The 20601-nt window shown below is 68.8% G+C and carries 19 protein-coding genes and 1 riboswitch; of the genes, 12 read left to right on the plus strand and 7 right to left on the minus strand.

Going from position 1 to position 20601, the window contains the following annotated elements; all coding sequences use genetic code 11:
* The first annotated feature begins 69 nt into the window (after positions 1-69).
* The 3 genes from ACPCUW_RS02360 (at position 70) to ACPCUW_RS02370 (ending at position 3519) form a co-directional block, all read left to right on the plus strand.
* On the plus strand, positions 70-1425 hold the full coding sequence (locus ACPCUW_RS02360; protein ID WP_081879230.1) for a citrate synthase: 1356 nt from the start codon (positions 70-72) through the stop codon (positions 1423-1425).
* Between the two features lie 426 nt (positions 1426-1851).
* Positions 1852-3054: a GNAT family N-acetyltransferase gene (locus tag ACPCUW_RS02365; RefSeq protein ID WP_423423522.1), complete on the plus strand. Its 1203-nt coding sequence runs from the start codon at positions 1852-1854 to the stop codon at positions 3052-3054.
* 75 nt (positions 3055-3129) lie between these two features.
* Entirely contained in the window at positions 3130-3519 is a 390-nt protein-coding gene (locus tag ACPCUW_RS02370) for a YccF domain-containing protein (RefSeq protein ID WP_169812471.1), read from the plus strand.
* 12 nt (positions 3520-3531) lie between these two features.
* Here the strand turns inward: ACPCUW_RS02370 and ACPCUW_RS02375 are convergent, their stop codons facing one another.
* On the minus strand, positions 3532-3996 hold the full coding sequence (locus ACPCUW_RS02375; protein ID WP_051755246.1) for a MarR family winged helix-turn-helix transcriptional regulator: 465 nt from the start codon (positions 3994-3996) through the stop codon (positions 3532-3534).
* Between the two features lie 36 nt (positions 3997-4032).
* Between ACPCUW_RS02375 and ACPCUW_RS02380 the strand changes: the two genes are divergently transcribed.
* Together ACPCUW_RS02380 and ACPCUW_RS02385 are read left to right on the plus strand one after the other, a co-directional pair.
* Positions 4033-4269 (plus strand): DUF2530 domain-containing protein, encoded by a 237-nt coding sequence (locus ACPCUW_RS02380; protein WP_030513273.1) that lies wholly within the window; start codon positions 4033-4035, stop codon positions 4267-4269.
* A gap of 87 nt (positions 4270-4356) precedes the next feature.
* Positions 4357-4983, plus strand: coding sequence for a TetR/AcrR family transcriptional regulator (locus ACPCUW_RS02385; protein ID WP_030513272.1), 627 nt, complete (start codon positions 4357-4359; stop codon positions 4981-4983).
* Between the two features lie 12 nt (positions 4984-4995).
* On the opposite strand, the gene ACPCUW_RS02390 is transcribed toward ACPCUW_RS02385, so the two are convergent.
* On the minus strand, positions 4996-7863 hold the full coding sequence (locus ACPCUW_RS02390) for a sacsin N-terminal ATP-binding-like domain-containing protein (RefSeq protein ID WP_423423523.1): 2868 nt from the start codon (positions 7861-7863) through the stop codon (positions 4996-4998).
* Positions 7864-7889: 26 nt separating this feature from the next.
* Positions 7890-9464 (minus strand): DUF3027 domain-containing protein, encoded by a 1575-nt coding sequence (locus tag ACPCUW_RS02395; RefSeq protein ID WP_423423524.1) that lies wholly within the window; start codon positions 9462-9464, stop codon positions 7890-7892.
* 17 nt (positions 9465-9481) lie between these two features.
* Here ACPCUW_RS02395 and ACPCUW_RS02400 point away from each other — a divergent pair, with 17 nt between their 5' ends.
* The 3 genes from ACPCUW_RS02400 (at position 9482) to ACPCUW_RS02410 (ending at position 12639) form a co-directional block, all read left to right on the plus strand.
* A complete protein-coding gene (locus ACPCUW_RS02400) occupies positions 9482-10261 on the plus strand; it encodes a glutaminyl-peptide cyclotransferase (RefSeq protein WP_305779438.1) in 780 nt (259 codons plus the stop codon).
* Between the two features lie 90 nt (positions 10262-10351).
* On the plus strand, positions 10352-12103 hold the full coding sequence (locus tag ACPCUW_RS02405) for an MFS transporter (RefSeq protein WP_423423525.1): 1752 nt from the start codon (positions 10352-10354) through the stop codon (positions 12101-12103).
* Positions 12100-12639, plus strand: coding sequence for a DUF2771 domain-containing protein (locus ACPCUW_RS02410; RefSeq protein ID WP_104394214.1), 540 nt, complete (start codon positions 12100-12102; stop codon positions 12637-12639). Before ACPCUW_RS02405 ends, ACPCUW_RS02410 begins: the two co-directional genes overlap by 4 nt.
* A 34-nt stretch (positions 12640-12673) precedes the next feature.
* Here ACPCUW_RS02410 and ACPCUW_RS02415 read toward each other — a convergent pair whose 3' ends face one another.
* The gene (locus ACPCUW_RS02415; protein WP_174553987.1) at positions 12674-13102 is read right to left on the minus strand and encodes a cold-shock protein; all 429 of its coding nucleotides are present in this window, start codon (positions 13100-13102) and stop codon (positions 12674-12676) included.
* A gap of 206 nt (positions 13103-13308) precedes the next feature.
* On the opposite strand from ACPCUW_RS02415, the gene ACPCUW_RS02420 reads away from it, so the two are divergent.
* Together ACPCUW_RS02420 and ACPCUW_RS02425 are read left to right on the plus strand one after the other, a co-directional pair.
* Positions 13309-13542 (plus strand): hypothetical protein, encoded by a 234-nt coding sequence (locus ACPCUW_RS02420; protein ID WP_030513265.1) that lies wholly within the window; start codon positions 13309-13311, stop codon positions 13540-13542.
* A gap of 263 nt (positions 13543-13805) precedes the next feature.
* A riboswitch (cyclic di-AMP (ydaO/yuaA leader) is annotated at positions 13806-14015 on the plus strand.
* Between the two features lie 9 nt (positions 14016-14024).
* Entirely contained in the window at positions 14025-14666 is a 642-nt protein-coding gene (locus tag ACPCUW_RS02425) for a resuscitation-promoting factor Rpf1 domain-containing protein (protein WP_030513264.1), read from the plus strand.
* Between the two features lie 219 nt (positions 14667-14885).
* Here the strand turns inward: ACPCUW_RS02425 and ACPCUW_RS02430 are convergent, their stop codons facing one another.
* Positions 14886-15074 carry a hypothetical protein gene (locus ACPCUW_RS02430; RefSeq protein ID WP_063017070.1) on the minus strand — a complete coding sequence of 63 codons (189 nt, stop codon included), beginning with the start codon at positions 15072-15074 and terminating at the stop codon, positions 14886-14888.
* Between the two features lie 41 nt (positions 15075-15115).
* Here ACPCUW_RS02430 and ACPCUW_RS02435 point away from each other — a divergent pair, with 41 nt between their 5' ends.
* Positions 15116-17470 (plus strand): helicase-associated domain-containing protein, encoded by a 2355-nt coding sequence (locus tag ACPCUW_RS02435; protein ID WP_423423526.1) that lies wholly within the window; start codon positions 15116-15118, stop codon positions 17468-17470.
* A gap of 19 nt (positions 17471-17489) precedes the next feature.
* On the opposite strand, the gene ACPCUW_RS02440 is transcribed toward ACPCUW_RS02435, so the two are convergent.
* Positions 17490-18008, minus strand: coding sequence for an LppU/SCO3897 family protein (locus ACPCUW_RS02440; protein ID WP_104363257.1), 519 nt, complete (start codon positions 18006-18008; stop codon positions 17490-17492).
* Positions 18009-18284: 276 nt separating this feature from the next.
* On the opposite strand from ACPCUW_RS02440, the gene ACPCUW_RS02445 reads away from it, so the two are divergent.
* A complete protein-coding gene (locus tag ACPCUW_RS02445) occupies positions 18285-19076 on the plus strand; it encodes a hypothetical protein (protein ID WP_423423527.1) in 792 nt (263 codons plus the stop codon).
* Positions 19077-19121: 45 nt separating this feature from the next.
* Here ACPCUW_RS02445 and ACPCUW_RS02450 read toward each other — a convergent pair whose 3' ends face one another.
* Positions 19122-20552 carry a M1 family metallopeptidase gene (locus tag ACPCUW_RS02450; protein ID WP_082857299.1) on the minus strand — a complete coding sequence of 477 codons (1431 nt, stop codon included), beginning with the start codon at positions 20550-20552 and terminating at the stop codon, positions 19122-19124.
* Positions 20553-20601: the final 49 nt, after the last annotated feature.

Consider the following 20601-nt stretch of genomic DNA (forward strand, 5'->3'; position numbering starts at 1 on the left):
GTTGAGGTAAGTGCGCCGGACGCCGACCGCGCCCGTCGCCTACGGTTCTAGCCTGAGAGGGATCCTTCCGTGCCCGCTGAGAACATCAAAGTCGCGCAAACGCCTTCGGACGCCAACGGCGCAGGCGACGCCAAGCCGGTACTTTCCTACCCTGGCGGCGAATACGCCATGACTGTCGCCCAGGCCGTCGAGGGCAACGACGGAATCGATCTGGGCAAGCTGCTGGCCAGCACCGGGTACGTCACCTACGACCCGGGCTTCACCAACACCGCGCCCACCAAGTCGGCGATCACCTACATCGACGGTGAGGCCGGCATCCTGCGCTACCGCGGCTACCCGATCGAGCAGCTCGCCGCGAGCTCGAACTTCATCGAGGTCAGCTACCTGCTCATCTACGGCGAGCTGCCGACCCAGGCACAGCTGGAAGACTTCACCGACCGGATCCGCCGCCACACGCTGCTGCACGAGGACCTCAAGCGCTTCTTCGACGGCTTCCCGCGCAACGCGCACCCGATGCCGGTGCTGTCCTCGGCGGTCAACGCGCTTTCGGCCTACTACCAGGACTCGCTGGACCCGCGCGATCCCGAGCAGGTCGAGCTGTCGACCATCCGCCTGCTGGCCAAGCTGCCCACCATCGCGGCCTACTCCTACAAGAAGTCGGTCGGCCAGCCGTTCCTCTACCCGGACAACTCGCTGAGCCTGGTGGAGAACTTCCTGCGCATGACCTTCGGCTTCCCGGCCGAGCCCTACGAGGTCGACCCCGAGGTCGCCGCCGCGCTGGACATGCTGCTGATCCTGCACGCCGACCACGAGCAGAACTGCTCCACCTCGACCGTGCGCCTGGTCGGTTCCTCCGACGCCAACCTGTTCACCTCGGTATCCGGCGGCATCAACGCGCTGTGGGGTCCCCTGCACGGCGGCGCCAACCAGGCCGTGCTGGAGATGCTGGACGACATCAAGGCGAATATCAACGGCGGCACCGTCGATGCCGCGGTCAAGGACTTCATCCGCAAGGTCAAGAACAAGGAAGACGGGGTGAAGCTCATGGGCTTCGGACACCGCGTCTACCGCAACTACGACCCGCGCGCGACGATCGTCAAGAAGACCGCCGACCAGATCCTCGGCAAGCTGGGCGTGCAGGACCCGCTGCTCGATATCGCCAAGGCGCTGGAAGAGGCCGCGCTGACCGACAGCTACTTCGTCGATCGCCGCCTGTACCCGAACGTCGACTTCTACACCGGCGTCATCTACCGGGCGATGGGCTTCCCGACCCGCATGTTCACCGTGCTGTTCGCGATGGGCCGGCTGCCCGGCTGGATCGCGCACTGGCGCGAAATGCACAGCGAGCCTTTGAAGATCGGCCGCCCGCGCCAGATCTACACCGGCTACGGTGCGCGCGATTACGGCGATATCGCCGGTCGCTGAAGTAGCTGATCCGAAGCCCGCCCCCTGCCGAGGGAGGCGGGCTTCGTGCATATCGGGGGCCTGTGCGCCGCAGAGGGTTTCACGTGCTCCGCACTGGAGAGACTGTGCGGCACCGCAATTCGCAGCCCCTTACAAGCGCACGTTGAGCGACTCGCTAGCGCCGCCCGGCACCATCATCGTCGTGGCGCGGAGGCGACACCGGGCCGCCGGAATCCGGGCCTGCCTCGGAGGGGACGGCAGGCCCGGATTCGCAATTTCTGCCTTCGCTTCGCTTCGGCGAGGTTTCGGCCCCCTGGGTGCACCCTCGCGGAGGAGGTTCAGCATTCGGTACGACTCGAGCGGTAGCGGTACTTGCGGTTACAGCCTGGTATGCCCGTCGGGAAAATCCGGGTGCGCAGGGTCCTGCCGGCGTGCGATGGTCGAGGTATGGCGATCGCAGCAGAGGTCACGCTCAGGCCCGCGACCGAGGACGACCTCCCCGGTATCGGGCTGCTGTTGTCGAACGCTTTCGGCGCGTCGCCCCGGGAGGATCCGGTCGTCACCGCACAGCGGCTGAAGCTGTTCCCGCTCGAGCGTGCGCTCGTCGCCGTGGAGGGCGACCGCGTCGTCGGCCACACCCGGGACACCACGATGACGCTCACGGTGCCCGGTCCGCATCCCGTCGAGGTCTGCGGCGTGGCAGGTGTCGCGGTGGCGCCGACCCATCGCCGTCGCGGCATTCTGCGCGCGATGTACACCGAACTGCACGAGCGTACCGAGGCCGCGGGGCTGCCGCTGACCATCTTCACCGCCAGCCGCGCCACCATCTACGGACGATTCGGGTACGGGCCGTGTGTCGTGGAGAACCGCGTCACCATCGACCGCCGCTTCGCCGAATTCCGGCCCACCGCGCCCGATCCCGGTGGCGTGACACTGAGCTCGCTCGACGATGCGATCACCGTGGTGCCCGGCATCTACGACCGCTGGCGGCGGCTGGTGCCCGGCGCCCAGGCGCGCCCGCATTCGGCGTGGTTGATCCAGCTGGTCGGCAGCGGGGGCCAGGACGCCCTGTTCGCGCTCACCCATCCCGACGGCTACGCGCTCTACCGCTACGACAACTCCGAGCCGCGCAGACTCACCGCCGAGCTGGTGGAACTGCGCGCGGTCACCGCCGAGGCGCATGCGGCGCTGTGGCGTGCCCTGCTCGGTCTGGACCTGGTGGACACGGTCACCGCCACCATCGGCGACGACGACCCGCTGCCCCACCTGCTCACCGACCTCCGCCTGGTCCGCACCGTCAGCCGTCACGACGGCCTGTGGGCACGGCCGATGGACGTCCCCGCCGCCCTGTCCGCCCGCGACTACGAAACGGATCTGGATGTCGTTGTCGCCGTGGACGACCCGTTCCGCCACGCCGGAGGCACCTTCGCCCTGCGCGTGCGCGACGGGCGGGCCGAATGCGAACCCACCACCCGCACCCCCGACCTCGAACTCGGCATCGACGTCTTGGGCAGCCTCTACCTCGGCGCCTACTCCGCCCGCACCTTCGCCGTCGCGAACCGAGTGCGTGCGAAGAGCTCCCGGATCGTCGCGGATGTGGACCGCGCTTTCCGGGCCGAGCGTGAACCCGTGCTCGGCTGGTTCTTCTGAGCGGCTCGTCCACACGCGCTCAGTTCACATCTGGTGGGTACGGCACCGCCCTGGCATGCTGGATACGTGACCCTCATCCGGTTCGTACTGAATGTGCTCTGGTTGATTTTCGCCGGGTTCTGGCTGGCGGTGGGTTATTTTCTGGCCGGAATCCTCTGCTGCATCCTGATCATCACCATCCCGTTCGGGATCGCGTCGTTCCGGATCGGGGCCTACGTGCTGTGGCCGTTCGGCCGGGAGGTGGTGGCCAAGCCGGGCGCGGGGGCTCCCTCGCTGATCGGCAACATCATCTGGGTGATCTTCGCGGGGTTCTGGCTGGCGATCGGGCACCTGGTCACCAGCATTCCGCTGTTCGTCTCCATCATCGGGATTCCGTTCGGCTGGGCGAACCTGAAGCTCATCCCGGTCTCGCTGATGCCGCTGGGGCGCGAAATCGTCTCCAGCGAGCACGCTTTCGTGGCCTGAGCGCCGGACGTTCTACTCCGAGTCGGCGACCAACTGCTTCATGATCGCGACCGCGTCGTCGAGCACCCGCAGCTGATCGGGGGTCAGGCCGGACAGCTGATCGAACATCCAGGCCTCGCGGGCGTTGTTCTCGTCCTGGATCAGCGCCTTGCCGGCGTCCGAGAGCGAGACGATGACCTGGCGGCCGTCGGTGGGATGCGGATCGCGCTTGACCAGCTGCAACTCCGAGAGCGAGGCGATCACTCGGGTCATCGACGGTGGCTGCACCCGTTCCTTGGCGGCGAGTACGCCGGGAGTCATCGCCCCGTCTCTGGCCAGGGTCGCCAGAGCCGACAGTTGGGTGAGCGAAATCTGCGCTTCGGCACGACGGCCGCGCAGATGGCGCGTCAGCCGCACGACCGCCAGGGACAGTTCACCGGCGAGCGCACGGATATCGGATGGCGTTGTCACAGAGCAAAACGATACGTGACACCACATATGTGGTCCGCCGTTCCCGCCGCTATCGTTGACTTCGTGACCCCCGAGGTGCCCGAGATCCCGCCGCGGCTGACCGATCCGCGTCCCGTTCTGGCCGTCGGCTCGCTGGTGTGGCTGGTGGCGACCGTCGTGGTCTGGTGCAACGACAGCTGGGCCGACGCGCGGCCGATCTGTTTGATGGGACTGGGAGTCGGACTGCTCGGCTACAGCATTTTCGTGATTCAGCGCCGCGGCGCCCGCAGGGGTGACAAAGGCGCGCAGAAAGGGCTGTGACACCCGGCCGGCCCGCGCCACGCCGAGCGCGCCGACTTTACAGTGTGCGAATTGACTCATCGCGTCCTGGCGGCTTAACTCGCTTCCGTGTCCTCCCGATTGAGCGTCGAAGAACGACGAGCCCACCTCATCGAGGCCGCCATCGGCCTCGCGGAGAAAAAGGGCGTCGCCGGGGTAACTACACGCGATGTCGCGCAGGCGGCCGGGGTATCGCTCGGTGTGGTGCATTACTGTTTCGAGAACAAAGATGCGCTGATGACCGAACTGGTCAAAGCATTGGCGATGGAATTGCGCGATTCCGTCGAGACCAATGAAACGGTCTGGCAGGAAGTCGGAAGCGGAAAAGAATCCCTTCAAAATTTGGTACGCGCCAGCCTGGAACTGCTCTGGCTGAACATCGAATCCACACCGCAACGGCAACTGCTCACCTACGAAACCACCACCTACGCTCTGCGTGAAAGTGAGCAGACCCCAGCGAAACTCGCGATCGCGCGCGAACAGTATCTGTTCAACGACGCCACCGTGGCCGATGTGCTCGAGCACGGGCGCGTGGCCACCGGAACCGAATGGCGAATTCCGGTTCAGACCTTGAGCCGATTCACCCTGAACGTCATCGACGGAATCGTTTTGCGCTGGCTCGTCGACGACGACAGCGCGGCGGTCCGCACCCAGCTCGACGTGCTCGCGGAAATGATCACCACCTACGCGAAATAGCCGCGCCGCGTATCACGAACTCGGCTGCCGCTGCACGTGGGTGGTGTCGCCCGCGCGCCACCACGGAACGCCCACGGTCGCCTCGTAGGCGCCGGTGAGCCGGACCTCCAGCCGATCGTGCAGGACCAGCTCACCCGCCAGCGGCGGCAGGCCGAACTGCAGCCGCAACAGCACCCCCAGCGGTTCGTCCGCCCAGGTTGTGCGTTTTCCAGTGCCGAGCACCTCGGCATGTACCGCCTCGGAGGCAGCGGCCACGTCGAGCAGCGTGGCCAGTTCGCCCGCATGCTCGATATCGCCGGCGACCAGGCGATCCGCCGGTAGCGCCAGACCGAGCCAGGGCCGGTCCAGAACCAGCGCGCGATCCGGATCGATCACCGCTCCGGAGAGCGCACGCACCCGCTCCGGCACGCCGATCTCGTCGAGATCCAGATGCTGCACGGCCGCCGCGAGCCGGCGATGGGTTTGCGAAACCGCTTCCGGGGTGGGCTTTTTCGCAGGATCGGCCAATGCCTCGAGCAGGGCCACGGCCAAGTCGGCGGTGATGTTCGCGGGGTCGGCGAGCACGGCGTCGAGGGCTGCCGAATCGGCCGCCGTGAAGCCCGGGAGTTCGGGCAGCAGGTCGGCGAACACCGGATCCGATCCGGCCTGATACACGCCGAGTGGGCGATCGCCGACCCGCGCGTGGCGGCGCAACCACCAGGCGGTGTAGCCGTCACGGTCGGCGAGTAGACGGCGGGTGGCCGGTTCGGCCAGCAGCAGTCGCAGTGCCCGCGGCCAGGCGTCGTCGGCGACCAGATCCAGATCCCGGACCGCGGCGAACTCCGGCGGATCCTCCGGCAACCCCTGCCACCAGCGGTCCTCGTCGTCGAGGTCGTGGTCGGGACCGGTCGGATCGGTTTCGGTGACGACGGTGAAACCCCAGCCGACGCCGATCGCGCGCAGGGCCGCCGCCGGATGCCGCTGCGCGATCGCGGTGTCGAGCGTGCCGAACGGAGAATCCGCGATCAGCACCTCGGCCAGCGGGGCATCCGGGAGCAGAAGTTCGTCGGCCGGGCGCAATTCGCCGGTCTCGTCGGGCAATTCGAGGGCGCCGAGCCAGGTCGGAAGGGTGGTGTCCGGCGGCAGGTGGCCGGCCAGGCCGAGCACCGCCTCGCGCAGTTCCTCGTCGTCGGAGCGATAGTCCAGTTCGGCGCGCAGTGCGGTATCGGTCAGCAGATCCTCGACCCCGGCCTGCTGCGCGCCGAGCCGGCCGAGCAGTTCGTGCGCGGCCTCCGGGTGGACCAGCCGCGCCCACGGCACCGCGACCGCTTCCTCGAGCTGATCGTCGAGCACCACCGTGCGCGGGCCGGTGACCAGGCGGCCGTCGGAGAGCGGCACGGCCAGCGCGCCCAGTTCCTCGGCCGCGAGCGGATCGGTCACGAACGGTTCCAGCGCGTCGTAGAGCGAATACCACCACTGCGGCGGTCGCTGCACACTTCCGGTCAGCTCGGCCACGCGAGCCAGGCCGATGCGATGTACGTCCAGCACGCCCAGCAGTTCGGCGCAGGCGCGTCCGGACAGCTCCGGGATCACCAGCGGGCCGAGCAGACCTGCCAGCAGATCCGCCAGTTCGGTTGTGACGCCGAGGAATACACTGGCCCGATTGGGCGCCGCGTCGGCGCGGCGCGGCCCGCCAGTGGTCGACAGCCCGGCCACGTCGGCAGGCGGCGGCGCCACACCGGTACGCATCACATCATCGAAATCCGGCGGCGTGATCGCCGCGTCGACATCGGCGGGCGCACTGTGGAGATCGGTGAGCACCGGCAGCCAGGGATGTTCGCGCAACTCGTTCACCAGGGCCTCGCGCAGCAGACCGTCGGCCTCGCTGCGGGCGAAACCGGGCGCCGGAACCAGCACCAGGCGGTCCTGCGGTGGCAGGGCGCGGGCGAAATCCGCATAGCCCTCGGCCAGTTCGGCCACCCGGGCGCCGGGCATCAGGCGGCGCCGATCCGGTTGCAGGGCGATATCGGCGATCACCAGGGCGGGCAGGGAGAGTTCCTCGTCGGTGCGGGTCGGTGCCCGCAGCACATCGGCGGTCGCGGCAACGGCCCGGCCGTCACGCAGCGGGAGCAGCCAGCGCGCCCGCGCGGTGGTGTACTGCCACCACCGGAAGTCCTCGCCGGACGGGGCGGTGATGCTCACCTGCTGCAGGCCGTTGCCCGCATCCTCCACCGCACGCCAGGATTCGTCGTCCTCGACCCGGATGGAATGCAGGCCCGGCAGTTCCAGCAGCAGATCCACCGCCTCGGCCCGCATGGCCGCGAGCAGTTCCGCGGCGTCGACGTCCTCGCGCAACCAGACCACGATCTCGGTGTCGAAACCGGTTTCCGGGGCGACCGCCACCGACCAGGCCAAGCGCAATACCGGGACGGCGGGTCCGTCGGCACCGGCGGGGATGTCGATACCGTTGTCGCGCAGTTCGATCAGAGTCTGCGCACGAGAGAATCGCACAGACCCGGTGGTCGAGCGAAATTCCACCTCGTCACCGGCGGAGAGCACCGCCGTGAACCCGACACCGAACCGGCCGACCGAAGTACCCGTCTTGCCCGACGCCCGCAGGGCCGTCAGCGCGTGCACACCGGAAAGATCCAGCGGGGCACCCGTATTGGCGATATGCAGGGCGCGTCCGCGCAGCCGTACCGACACCCGGCCGGAGACCCCGGCCTTGACCGCGGCGTCGGCGGCGTTCTGCGCCAGCTCGGTGAGCAGCCGATCGCGATATCCGGCCCGGACCAGATCCGCCTCGGTGGCGGCGTCCTCGCGCAGCCGAGTCGGCGAATTCCGCCATGCGGTGAGTACTCCCGCACGCAAGTCCGCGGTGCCGAACGGATCCTGTGTCACCCCTACGGCTCCCCCGCTCGCGCTGGTCAGTTCTCCTCCGCCGCCCCGGTCTCACCCGGCTGCACCCGCACCGCGGACACCGCCCAGGCATCGCTGTAACGCGTGACACCGGAAGTCGCGTCACCGGAATCACCGTGCGGCGCGGCCTCTCCCGCGTTGTCCGCGCTCCCGGCGTCGGCCTCCGCGCCTGCGTGCCCGGTGCCATCGTCCCCGGCCGCCGCGTTTCCGCCGGTCTCGGTGCCGGCGCTCGCGACAGCTTCGGCGGCGGGGCGGTCGGCGGCAGCGCCCACCTCGCCCGTCGTGGCCGCGGCCTCCGAATCGCCGGTCGCGGAGGGACTCTCGGCCTCACCATCGACCGCGCCGGCGCGGTCCGCAGGCGCACCCTCAGCGGTATCGGCAGCGGGAACGGCACCGGATTCGGCGGGCTCGGCGACAGCTGCGTTCGAAGGTTCCTCGGCCGCAGAGGTTTCCGGAGCGGCATCGGCCGCGGGCGTCTTGTGGGCGGCCGCATCGGCAGTCGACACCTCGGGGGCGGCCCCGCTGGCGCCGGTCGCGGAGACGTCGTTCACGGCGTCCGACTGCGATTCGACGGTGCTCGAAACATCCTCGGCGGCAACAGCTTCCGGTACGGCAGTGGAGACGTGTTCGGAGTCGCCCGCACTGTCCGCTACATCCGAAGGTTGGTTGTTTCCGGCTGCCGACGCCTCGTCGCCCTCGACGGCTTCCGGCGCGCTCTCGGCGGCGGTGTCTTCAGCGGCGGCCGTATCGGGCTCCGTCGCGGCGAGGTCCGTCGACGCCTCCGGAGCGATGGTCGACGGCGCCGCGGCCTCGGCGGCCCCGTCCCGCGCGTTCAGTTCCTCCGCCGGGACGACCTCGATCGCCGCATCGTCGTAGGCCTCGTAGAGCGGGGAGCCGGCACCGGTGGGCAATTCGGTGTCGGAGTGGGCGCCGCAGCCGTATTCGACGTGGACCACCCGGCCGTCGGCGCCCATCGCGTTGGCGCAGACGCCGAAGGCGGCACGCAGCGCACCGGCGAGGGGCACGAAGAATCCGCACACTCCGCACGTTCCGGGGGCCGAACGCGCCATCTCGGTGTCGGGGCCGAATTCGGAGTACCAGCGCTCGGCGGCCTCCACGCGACCCTCACGGCTGAGGACCTGGCGGCGGCCGAGGCCGACCTCCTCACACACCTCGTCGACCACCGGGTCGCCGGTCTCCAGATATCCGGGCACCAGGCGCGGATCGTCGACGCGCGGGGCGAGCAGATCGCCGGGCGCGAGATCGCCGGGGCGGATGCGCTGGTCCCACGGCACGAATTCCGGCGCCACCAGTGCGTCCGGCCCGGGTAGCAGCGCGGATTCGCTTACCGTCGCGTATTCGGCATCGGGCGCGGCCGCGACCACGACCTCCCACCGCCAGCCGCGGTACCCCGGAAGGGTCGCCGCGAAGTGATGGGTCGCCGCACACTCGTTCTCGCCGGTGACGCCCAGATGTTCGCCCACACCCGTGGGCTGCAACTCCAGGAGCGCACGGCGAGCCAGGTCGACCGCCCCCGCCAGGATCGGTCGCACACCGGACTCCGAAACAGACACTGCGCTCACGTCCTACATTTTGCCGTATGAAATGCCAACGCCGTGCGGCGGCCGCAGCAGTGCTGATCGCGGCGTCCACAATGCTGTCCGCCGCGGCCTGTGAGCGCGACGACAACACACCGCGCCTGCGGGTCGAGGTGGTCGCCACCCGCCCGCACGACCGCACCGCGTTCACCGAGGGGCTCGAGGTCGACGGCCCGGTTCTCTACGAGAGCACCGGGATGGAAGGCGACTCCGGAGTGCGGGCGACCGACCTCACCACCGGCGCGCCGATCGCCACCGCGAAACTCTCCGATGCCTACTTCGGCGAGGGCATCACCCGCGCCGGGGACACCGTCTGGCAACTCACCTGGAAGAACGGGACCGCCTTCGCCCGCGATCCGCGAACGCTCACCGAACGCCGCCGCGTCCACTACGACGGCGAAGGCTGGGGCCTGTGCACCCGCGGCGACCGCCTGGTGATGAGCGACGGCAGCGACACCCTCACCTTCCGCGATCCGACCACCTTCGCGACCACCGGCACGATCCGGCTCACGAGCCATCACGACGCCCGGCTCAACGAACTCGATTGCGCCGCAGACGGTTCGATCTACGCCAACGTCTGGCCGACCGATCAGATCCTGCACATCGACCCGGTCGGCGGCGCGGTACTCGCCGAGATCGAGGCCGGCGGCCTGTTGCGCCCCACCGAGCGCACCGGAGCAGACGTCCTCAACGGCATCGCCCAGCTCCCCGGCACCGACCACTTCCTGATCACCGGAAAGTACTGGCCGACCATGTTCGAGGTCCGATTCGTCCCGATGTGAGCGCGGCGGTCACCACGACGGCGGCCGACACGCATCGGATCACAGCCCGGCCGATGTCCACGCGCCGACCGAGTGCGAGAGAATCGACATGTGACTGCCTCCCGCGAACCCTCCGGCACCGAACCCGGTCCGTGGGACGGCGAGGAGTATCCCGCTACCCGGCGGCATCCCGGCTACGACCGTTACCCGCCGCCGAACACCCCGTCGTCGCACGCCCCGTCGTCCGCGCCCCTGCCTCCGCTGCCGCGCCGCGGCGGTGAACCGGACGTGCCCGAATTCGTGACCCGGCGCATGGCGACGGGTGAGCCACCGCGGGCCCTTCCGTCGCGCGGATCGCACAGCGACGACCGCTCCGGCGAGGCCCCCGAGGCACCGAGCGCAGCCGAGCGCCCCCGACCCAAGGACGCGAAAATCGCCGAACGCCAACGTGTCCCTCGCAAGATGACGGTGACGCGCGTGATGGCGATGCGCACCAGGGACCTCACCGAGAAGGGTTTCCACACCTTCCAGCGCGCGGCGCGAGCCGACGGCGCGGGCGAATCCGGGCTCACCGCACTCGTTTACGCGACCATGGCCAACTTCGCCCTCGACGCCGCGATCGCGGTGGCGCTGGCCAATACGCTGTTCTTCGCCAGCGCGACCGCGGAATCCAAGACCAAAGTGGCGCTGTATCTGCTGATCACGATCGCGCCGTTCGCGGTGATCGCGCCGCTGATCGGCCCGCTGCTGGACCGGCTGCAACGCGGGCGCAGACTCGCGCTGTCGACCTCGTTCGCGATCCGGGTGGTCTTCGCGATCCTGCTGATCTTCAATTTCGACAGCTGGGCGCTGTATCCGCTGGCGCTGTGCATGATGATCTCGAGTAAATCGTTCGCGGTCCTCAAGAGCGCGGTGACACCACGGGTGCTGCCGCCCGGTATCGATCTGGTCCGCACCAATTCCCGGCTCACCGTATTCGGCCTGGTCGGCGGGACGCTCGGTGCGGGCGCGGTGGCCGGAGCGGTCGCCGCGGTGGCCGGATCCGTCGGCGCGCTGATGTTCGCGGCGCTGATCGCGGCGGCCGGGGCCTATCTGAGTCTGCGGATTCCGTCCTGGGTCGAGGTCACCGAGGGCGAGGTGCCGGCGACCCTCGGCTACCACAGCCGCAACGGCACCGAGGTGCTGGACCGCGGTGAGAAGTCCGCGGTGAAACCCGGTCGGCGCCGGCAGCCGCTGGGCCGGTCGGTGGTCACCGGACTGTGGGGCAACAGCGCGATCCGGGTGCTGACCGGCTTCCTCACCTTCTATGTGGCCTTCGTCGCGAAATCGACCGAACACCGCCCGGTGCAGCAGGCCGCGATGCTCGGACTGGTCGGCGCGGCCGCGGCGATCGGCAACTTCGTCGGCAATGCGACCGGCGCCCGGCTGAAACTGGGCCGGCCCTCGCTGATCGTGGTGGAGTGCACCGCGGCGTGTACCGCCGTCGCCGTCGTCGCGATGCTGCTCGACAACCTGGTCGGCGCCGCGGTCGCGGCGCTGGTGGCGGCCTGTGCCAGCGCGCTGGCCAAGGTCTCGCTGGACGCCTCGATCCAGGACGATCTGCCGCCGGAATCGATCGCCTCCGGATTCGGGCGCTCGGAAACGGTGCTCCAGCTGTCCTGGGTGGTCGGCGGCGCCGGCGGCGTGCTGCTGCCGACCGTGTACTGGGAGGGCTTCGCGGTGGTCACCGCGGTCCTGGCGCTCGGATTGGCGCAAACCTTCGTGAGCTACCGTGGGCATTCGCTGCTCCCCGGATTGGGCGGTAACCGTCCGCAGCACGTCAAACAGGAAGTCCCCCTAGCGACAGGAAAACAGCCACAGTGACCAAGCCCAGCACCCGCACGATCCTCGCGCTGGCCCTGGCGGCAGTTCTGGTCGTCGCCGCGGCCGTCGCCGGCATCGTGGCGGTGGCGGTGCACAACGCGCACGAGGCCGATCCCACGGTCACCGCCTATGCGCACGGCAAGACCGTCACGGTTCCGCCCTATCTGTACTGCACGATCGGCGAACCGGATCCGCACGGCCGCGTCTCCCCGGACTGTAAGCGCACCGAGATCACCGCGGAACTGAATCCGCCGCTGGGCTATCCGGTGCAGCTGTCGCTCCCCCGGCACATCGCCGACGCGCCCTGGGTGATGGTGCTGGAGTACCAGCAGATCGACAATCCGGGCAAGACCGTGCAGCACCTGGCGTCCTACCGCGACTACCCGCAGGGCACCCTGGCCGTGACGGTGGACAGTCATCCCGAACCGAACCTGCGCCTGATCGGCGTCGAGGTGCAACTGCTGCTGCTCGTGCGTGACGAGGCCGGCAACGAAGCGTTCTCGCCGTATCAGGCGTGGTCGATCAGGGCGGCGTGACCGCGGTTTCCTCGCGAATCAGGCGCTCGCGAACTCAGTGATCGAGTTCGCGGGCCACCCCGCGCACCACCTCGGCGATGCGCTGCGCGGTCTTGCGATCGGGGTACTTACCCTTGCGCAGCTCCGGCTGCACCGTCGCCTCCAGCAGGGTGATCATGTCCTCGATCATCCCGTGCAGGTCGTCGGGCGCCTTACGCGGATGGGCCGGAGCTTCCTTGCGCACCCGGTCGTTGCGACCCTGCGCGTTGCGCACCGAGGGCAGCGGATCGAGCAGCTTCAGGCTCAGAGCCTGCGGGCCGCGGCGACCGGCGGCCATTCCGAACTCCACGCGCTGGCCGGGCTTGAGCGCCTCGACACCCTTGGGCAAGGCGGACGACCGAACGTAGACGTCCTCACCCTCATCCTGGGAAAGGAAGCCGAAGCCCTTGTCGACGTCGTACCACTTCACCTTGCCGGTCGGCACTGCGCTCACCCGTTCGTCATCGTTGTCCGGTCCGTCCGAATCCAGCGGGGTCACGAACGACCCCGGACACGGACGTAGGTTCCGGCGAAACGCCGGAACCTATCTCTGTGCGAAAAGAACGCGCCCCACACAGCTATGCAGGACGCGATTGGTTCGAGTCTACCCCGGTGGGGATAGGGCGAGCACATCCGTTTTACGGTGCACCCATGCCGGACTCCTCCTCGCCCCGCGCGCCCCGGGGCTCCAGCGACGTGCTGTTGCGTGTGGCCGTGGGCCTGTTCGCGGTCGGCGTGCTCGCGATCGTCGCCATTTTTCTCACGCCGATCCTGACCGACGCCGACCCGCCGCTGTGGCTGTATCTGGTGGCGATGGCGGCGACCCCGCTCGGCCTGCTGCTCGCGATCGCGTTCGCGCTGTGGTCGGGGCGACGCGCCCGCTGACTGTTTCCCCAACACGCCGGGCAATTACACGTGTGACCTTCGTCACATAACGACGCGATAACGCCGCGGTCACGACCCGCACTCGGCGGAGACACGCCGCACTCACCTGCACAGACGCCGATTCGGAAGGTCTTGCGGCACAGCGCGACCGGCCATACACGCCGGTTACCAAATAGTGATTTTTCAGCCGGATCGTCGTACCGTCTATCGCAGCCGGGACATCCCGGCACCACCGGCCCGCCGCACCGAGCCTCGCCCCGCGGGTACGGACCCCGACGGAACCAGGGGCGAGGGCGGGGAACCCACGTTCCCACAGAGGTTTTCGGAGCTCGACCGAGTTTCGAAGCCTCCGCAGGAAGCGGGAACGGCCGGCAACGACCGATCCCTTGGGGTGAAGTCCCGGCGAGCCGGGACCGGACGGCCTCTCAGTCCGAACCCGACAGCTCACCTCGCAGGCGCGTACGAGAGGAAGACGACCCGATATGAGTGGACGCCATCGCAAGCAGACCAACACCGGTCGCACCGTCGCCAAGGTCGCTGTCTCCACCGCGATCATGGGTGGCGCGGGTGTGGCTCTCGCTGGACACGCCGCCGCGGCTCCCGATTCGGAGTGGGACCGCCTCGCACAGTGTGAATCCGGTGGTAACTGGGGCATCAACACCGGCAACGGCTACCAGGGCGGTTTGCAGTTCTCGCAGTCGACGTGGGCCGCTCACGGCGGCACGCAGTACGCCCCCTCCGCCAACCAGGCCAGCCGCGACCAGCAGATCGCGGTCGCCGAGAAGGTGCTCGCGACCCAGGGTTGGGGCGCGTGGCCTTCCTGCTCCTCCAGCCTCGGCCTGCACGGCAGCGCCACTCAGCGCGAGGTGCCCGCTTCTCCCGCTCAGTCCCCGCGCTGGCAGCCGGGTGCCGCCGAGAGCGAAGCCTCGACCCAGGCCCCTGCCGATGGCAACCAGCAGGTGTTCTCCGCCGTCGACAAGGCCGTCACCGCCGCACAGGCGCAGGGCGTGCAGCTGCCGCAACCGGCGCTCGACGCGTACAACGCCTTCAAAGCCAGTGGCGCCAAACTCGATCCGTCGATCGTGAACTTCTACGAGGCGAACAAGGGCCTGCTGCCCAACTAGACCGCTCACATAGTTTCCCCCTGCAGGGAAGGCCCGCATCTCGCGATGCGGGCCTTCCCTGCGTTTCCGGGGAGCATGAAGCGTGTATGCCCGCCGACGGCCTGCCTGCGACGCGAGCGCGGCGATGTCCGCCCGGATAGGACGCCTGGATACGGGACCCCGGATACGAAAAAGACCCGCCTTCCTATTACAGGAACGCGGGTCTTCTTCGTGTTCGCGTCAGCGGTTGACCACCGTGTGCGGATGCACGTAGGGCAGGGTGTCAGCCGGCACCGGAAACTCGGTGTCCTCACCGTAGGGCGAGAGGCCACCGGAACGGGTCGACGACAATTCGGTAACCGCATGGTCACCGTGGTCCACCTCGGGCCAGCCGTTGTCGACGTAGGGTTTCTTCGATTTGTTCACCACGGCCTCATTCTGGCATGTTCGCTCGCCGTAGTCTGGATTGGATGACCACGACCGATGCCCGAGCCCCCGACGACGGCGCCGGGACGCATTCCGGGGCCGACGCCGGGCCCGCCGAGCTCGGCACACTCACCGACTGGCTGAGCTCCCGCAGCGACGACGATCTGGTCCGGCTGCTGGGTTTGCGCCCCGACCTCGCCGTGCCGTTGCCCGGTTCGATGACCGTACTGGCCGCCCGCGCGGAACAGCGGGCATCGGTGCTGCGTGCCGCCGACGATCTGAACACACTCGAGTTCGCCGTGATCGAAACTCTCGCCGCGCACAACGCATTCGGCGGCGGCCGCCAGGAGCGCCCGCTGCCGCGCCGGCGCCTGCACGAACTGCTCGCCGATCGGGTATCCGCCGCCGCTGTCGACGCCGCGCTCGCGCGCCTGATCGAGCGCGCGGTGGTGTGGGGCACCGACGAACTGTTCGTCGTGCCCGCCGCGCCGGAGGCCCTGCCGTGGCCGATGGGGGCCACCACGGAACTCCCCGACGCACTGACAGAGCCCGAGATCGAGACGGCGCTGCGCGAGATCGGCGGCGCCGAACGCGCTCTGCTGGACAAGCTCGCGACCACCGGCCCCCGCGGCCGCACCCGCGACGCCGCGCCCGGCACCGATGCGGAGCGGCCCATCCAGCGGCTACTGGCCCGCCGGCTGCTGATCTGGATCGACGACGAGACCGTCGAACTCCCTCCGGCCGTCGGCCAGGTGCTGCGGCGCGAACCGGTCACCGATCCCCACGTGCTCACGCCCCCGCAGCCACAGACCCGCGAGCACTCCGCCGCCGACGTGAACGCCGCGGCGGCCGGTGAGGTCGGCGAGTTGCTGCGCCACGCCGGCGACATCCTCGAGGTTGTCTCCCAGGTACCGGCGCCGGTGCTGCGGGCGGGCGGCCTGGGGGTGCGAGAACTGCGGCGCATCGCCAAACAGACCGGGCTCGACGAGACGCGGGTAGGGCTGCTCGTGGAGGTGCTGGCCGCGGCCCGGCTGCTGGACAAGGGAATTCCCGAGCCGCCGCCGGACAACGACGCCGGTGAGGATTTCTGGGCCCCCACGATCGCCTCGGACGGCTGGCTGGAGGGCCCGGCGGCGCGCCGGTGGGCGGTGCTCGCGCACGCCTGGCTCGAGTTGGACCGCTTCCCGTGGATGATCGGCCTGCGCGATGTGAACGACAAGCCGCTGGCCGCCCTCTCGGCGGAGCTGCGCACCGCGCACGCGGTCCCCGATCGGCGTGCGATCCTGGCGGTGACCGCGGAGTTCCCGCCGGGTACGGCGATCACGGCCGCCGATGTGGCGCGGGTACTGAGCTGGCGAATGCCGCGGCGGCGCAGGCATTTCCGCATCGAGGCGGTCGAGCGCACGCTGTCGGAGGCGGCGGCGCTGGGCGTGGTCGGCCGCGGCGCGCTCACCTCCGCGGGCCGGGCGCTGCTGCACGGCACCGTCGCCGACGCCGAGGCCGAAATGGACGCGGCCCTGCCCGAACCGGTCGATCACGTGCTGGTGCAAGCCGATCTGACCGTGGTCGCCCCGGGGCCGCTCGTGCCGGAACTGCGGGAGCGCATCGCCCTGGTCGCCGATATCGAATCCGCGGGCGCGGCAACCGTCTACCGCATCGGCGAAGGGTCGGTGCGGCGCGCGCTCGACGCCGGCATGACCGCCGCCGAACTGCATCAGCTGTTCACCGCCCATTCGCGCACCCCCGTCCCGCAATCGCTGACGTACCTGATCGACGACGTGGCACGCAGGCACGGGCGCTTGCGCGTCGGGATGGCGCAATCGTTCGTGCGCAGTGAGGATCCGGCGTTGCTGGCCGAGGTGCTGGCGGCACCCGTGGCGGGACAGCTGGCGTTGCGAGCCGTCGCGCCGACGGTGGCGATCTCGCAGGCGCCGCTGGGCGAGGTGCTCGAGCAGCTGCGCGCGGCGGGGTTCAGTCCGGCCGGTGAGGATTCGTCGGGGGCGATCGTGGATCTGCGCCCGCGCGGGGCGCGGCTGTCCACCCGGCCGAACGAACGCCACGCCTGGCGGCCCACCCCGCCCAGTGCCGAACAGCTGCGGCTGCTGGTGGGCGAACTGCGCGCCGGGGAGAAGGCCGCCCGCAGCCGGTCCGGGCAGCGGGTGCGTAGCGACGGCACCCGCACGAGTACCGCGGCCACACTGGCGCTGCTGCAACTGGCGGTGCGGGTGCGCCGCCCGGTGCATATCGGTTACGTCGACGCCCAGGGCGTGGCCACCCAGCGCATCGTGGAACCGGTGCGGGTGGCCGGTGGCCAGCTGGATGCCACCGATCCGGACACCGGCGCGATCCGGCACTTCACCTTGCACCGGATCGCGTCGGTGGCCCTGGTCGAGCCGTGAACCGCGGCTCGTAGCGGCCTCAGCTCTTGGGGTTGGCCAGACAGAACGTGGTCTTGGGCTCCGAGAGCGTCAGGAAGGTCGAATTCGCATCGCAGAGGAATTCGTCGTTCTGACCGTCGACCCGCTTGACGACCTTGACCGTCGCGTCCGCCGAGTCGCAGTCGGCGTAGGAGTATCCGGTCGTCTTGTCCTCGTGATAGCAGCTGCCCTGTTTGAGGTTGGGCGCCAGGCACAGGAATGCGGTGGTACCGCCGTTGAAGGTCTCCTCGTACGAGGAGTATTCGGCCCCGCAGTCCTGCTTCTTGTCGGAGGTCGATTTCACCGTGTAGACGGCCTTGGCCGAGGAGCAATCCACCGGCTCGGTCTTGGAATCTGCGGGCGATCCCTCCAGCACGTTGATGCAGTCACCGACCTTCGCGCGGGCGGTGTCGGATTTTGCCGCATCGGAAAACATCGAACAGCCGGTCACAGTCAGGGCGGCGACCGCCATGAGCGCCAGCACGAGACCCTTGAGCGGTCTCGGTCCTGCGAACTTCACCTACGAAAACCTTTCTCGCCGAGCCGTTCACCAATGGCGAACGTGGTGGGGAGGATACCCGCCCGCCCTGCCGGGCGGGTCCCGCCTCACATATGCAGCGAGTGCAGGCCGTACATACCCATCAGCGAATAGTTGACGATGCTGGGCAGCAGGTGGTTGAGAAGCAGGAGCCCGAAATAATTCACGATCCGATACACCTTTCGAATATCCGCGAGCGCAGCCGCACACGCGCGATCTGTAGTCGATATCCTCGCCCGAATCGTTACGCTCTGCAGCATGAAGCTCGAGCAGACGACCGCAGAGCTCTATGCCCTCGACCCCGCCGAATTCGTGGCCGCTCGCGACGAAGCGGCCCGCACCGCGCGCGCGAACGGCGATAAACAGCTGGCCACGGCGATATCGCGGCTGCGGCGCCCGACCGTCGCGGCGTGGGCGGTGAATCTGCTGGCGCACAAGGCAACCCAGGAATTGGGGGCACTGCTGGATCTCGGCGAGGCGTTGCGCGAGGCGCAGCGCACCCTGTCCGCCGACCGGATGCGCACCCTCGCCGACCAACGCCGCAAAGCGGTGAACGCGTTGACGGACAAGGCCGCTCGCCTCGCCTCGGACGCGGGGAAGAAGCTCACCGAGCCGGTGTTGCGTGAGGTCGCGCAGACCCTCAATGCGGCACTGGCGGATCCGGAGGTCACCGACCAGGTCCGTGCCGGCGTGCTGACCGCCGCGGTCGACTACGCCGGTTTCGGCCCGGCCGGGCCCGCCTTGGCCGCCGTTCCCGACGAGCGGCCCGAGGAACCGGCCGACACCGGCGCCGAGGAGCGGGCTGCCGCCCGGGAAGCGCTGGAATCTGCTCGGGTGGAAAGGGATTCGACGGCGGACGACCTCGAACGGCAGCGCTCCGACGTGGCCGCGCTGGACGAGCGGATCACCGCGTTGCGCGACGAACTCGCGCAGGCCGAGGAATCCCGCCGATTCGCCGCCGCCGGGGTGACATCCGCCGAAGCGGCGTTGCGACGAGCCGATACCGAACTGGAGCAGGCGCAGCAGCGCGTGGACGAACTGGACCGATAACCGCGAAACAGGCTGCCGCCGATCATCTTCGGCGACAACAGCGGATCAGCCGCGCAGCGAACCCGGGTACAGGTACTCGTCCGGCGGCGGGGTGGTGGTGTCGAGCCAGGCGGTGAAGAATCCGCTGAGATCCGTCGTGGTCTTCGTTTGGATGAAGCTGCGGAATTCCGGCATGGAAGCATTACCGTAGGCATGGGACCGCACGAATTGCGCTACGGCGGGAAAGAACACGTCGTCACCGAGTTCGTGGCGCAGGGCGTGCAGGAACAACGGTCCGCGCGAATACACCGTGGTGAATTCGTTTCCGGCGCCGGGATTCTGCAGCGGAATCTCCCAGTAGGCGGGCTTGTCGAGGGTTTTGGCGATCGTGCGGCGGTAGAGGGCGTCGACATCCTTACCCTCTTTCCGTTCCGGCCACAGATAATCGGCGGTATAGCTGGCGAAGCATTCGTTGAGGCACACATCCGACCAGTTCCGCACCGACATCGAATCACCCCACCACTGGTGGGTGTTCTCGTGGACGACGGTGTTGAAATCGGTCCACGGCGCGTAGATGGGCCGGGTCTGGGTCTCCAGCGAGAAGTGCAGGTCGGTGTCGACGTAGATACCGCCGCCGCTTTCGAACGGATACGGGCCGTAGAGGGATTCGAGGAAATCGAGCACCTCCGGCAGCCGCTGCTCGAGTGCCTTGCCCTTGTCCGCACCCGGCGCGAAGGCGCTGATCAGCGGAGTGCCGTTCGCGCGGCGCTGTTCGAGGAAATCGAAGTGGTCGATCGCGACGGTGGTGAGATAGCCGATCGAGGGATGTTTCGAACTCCACGTCACGGTCCGCTTGTCGCCGGCGACGGTATCGCTGATTCGCAGTCCGTTCGAAACCGCTTGCCACTCTTGCGGAATCGTCACCCGCAAGTCGAAAGTCGCCTTGTCCAAGGGTGTGTCGTTGAGCGGGTACCAGGTGGTCGCCGAATGCGGCTCACCGGCGGCGAAGGCACCGCCGCTCGGTGAGATGGTCCAGCCGGAATCGGGGTCGTCGGATTCGTTACCCGCATAGTCGACCGTCACCGTAAACGGCAGCCCGGGCAGCACCGGCAGCGCCGGTGTGACAGTCAGTTCGTGTTCACCGCCGGTGGTGAAGCCCGCAGGCAGGTTGTTCACCGACACCTTGGACACCGCGGGCCCGGCGTAGTCGAGGTTGAACGCGCGCAGCGGCTGCGTCGACACTGCGTCGATCCGCGCCGTACCAGCGAGATGCCTGCTCGGCGGGTCGTAATCGATGGCGACGTCGTAGTGCTGCACGTCGTAGCCACCGTTGCCGTCGTCGGGATAGTAGGGGTCGCCGAGGCCGGGCGATCCGGTGAACGGATCGGCGGCGGGCTGGGCCAGCACCGGGATCGGTTGCACCTGGCCGGGGAGCACCAGCGCCACCCCGCACAACGCTCCCGCCGTGAGACACCGTGCCCAGGCATGCGACTTCATCGACCCTCCACCCCTTTCGCGGCACGGTGTGCCGACCATCAGCCGATGC

Origin of the sequence: Nocardia sp. AB354, from assembly GCF_049538315.1 — a bacterium.
In the GTDB taxonomy this organism is placed as follows: domain Bacteria; phylum Actinomycetota; class Actinomycetes; order Mycobacteriales; family Mycobacteriaceae; genus Nocardia; species Nocardia nova.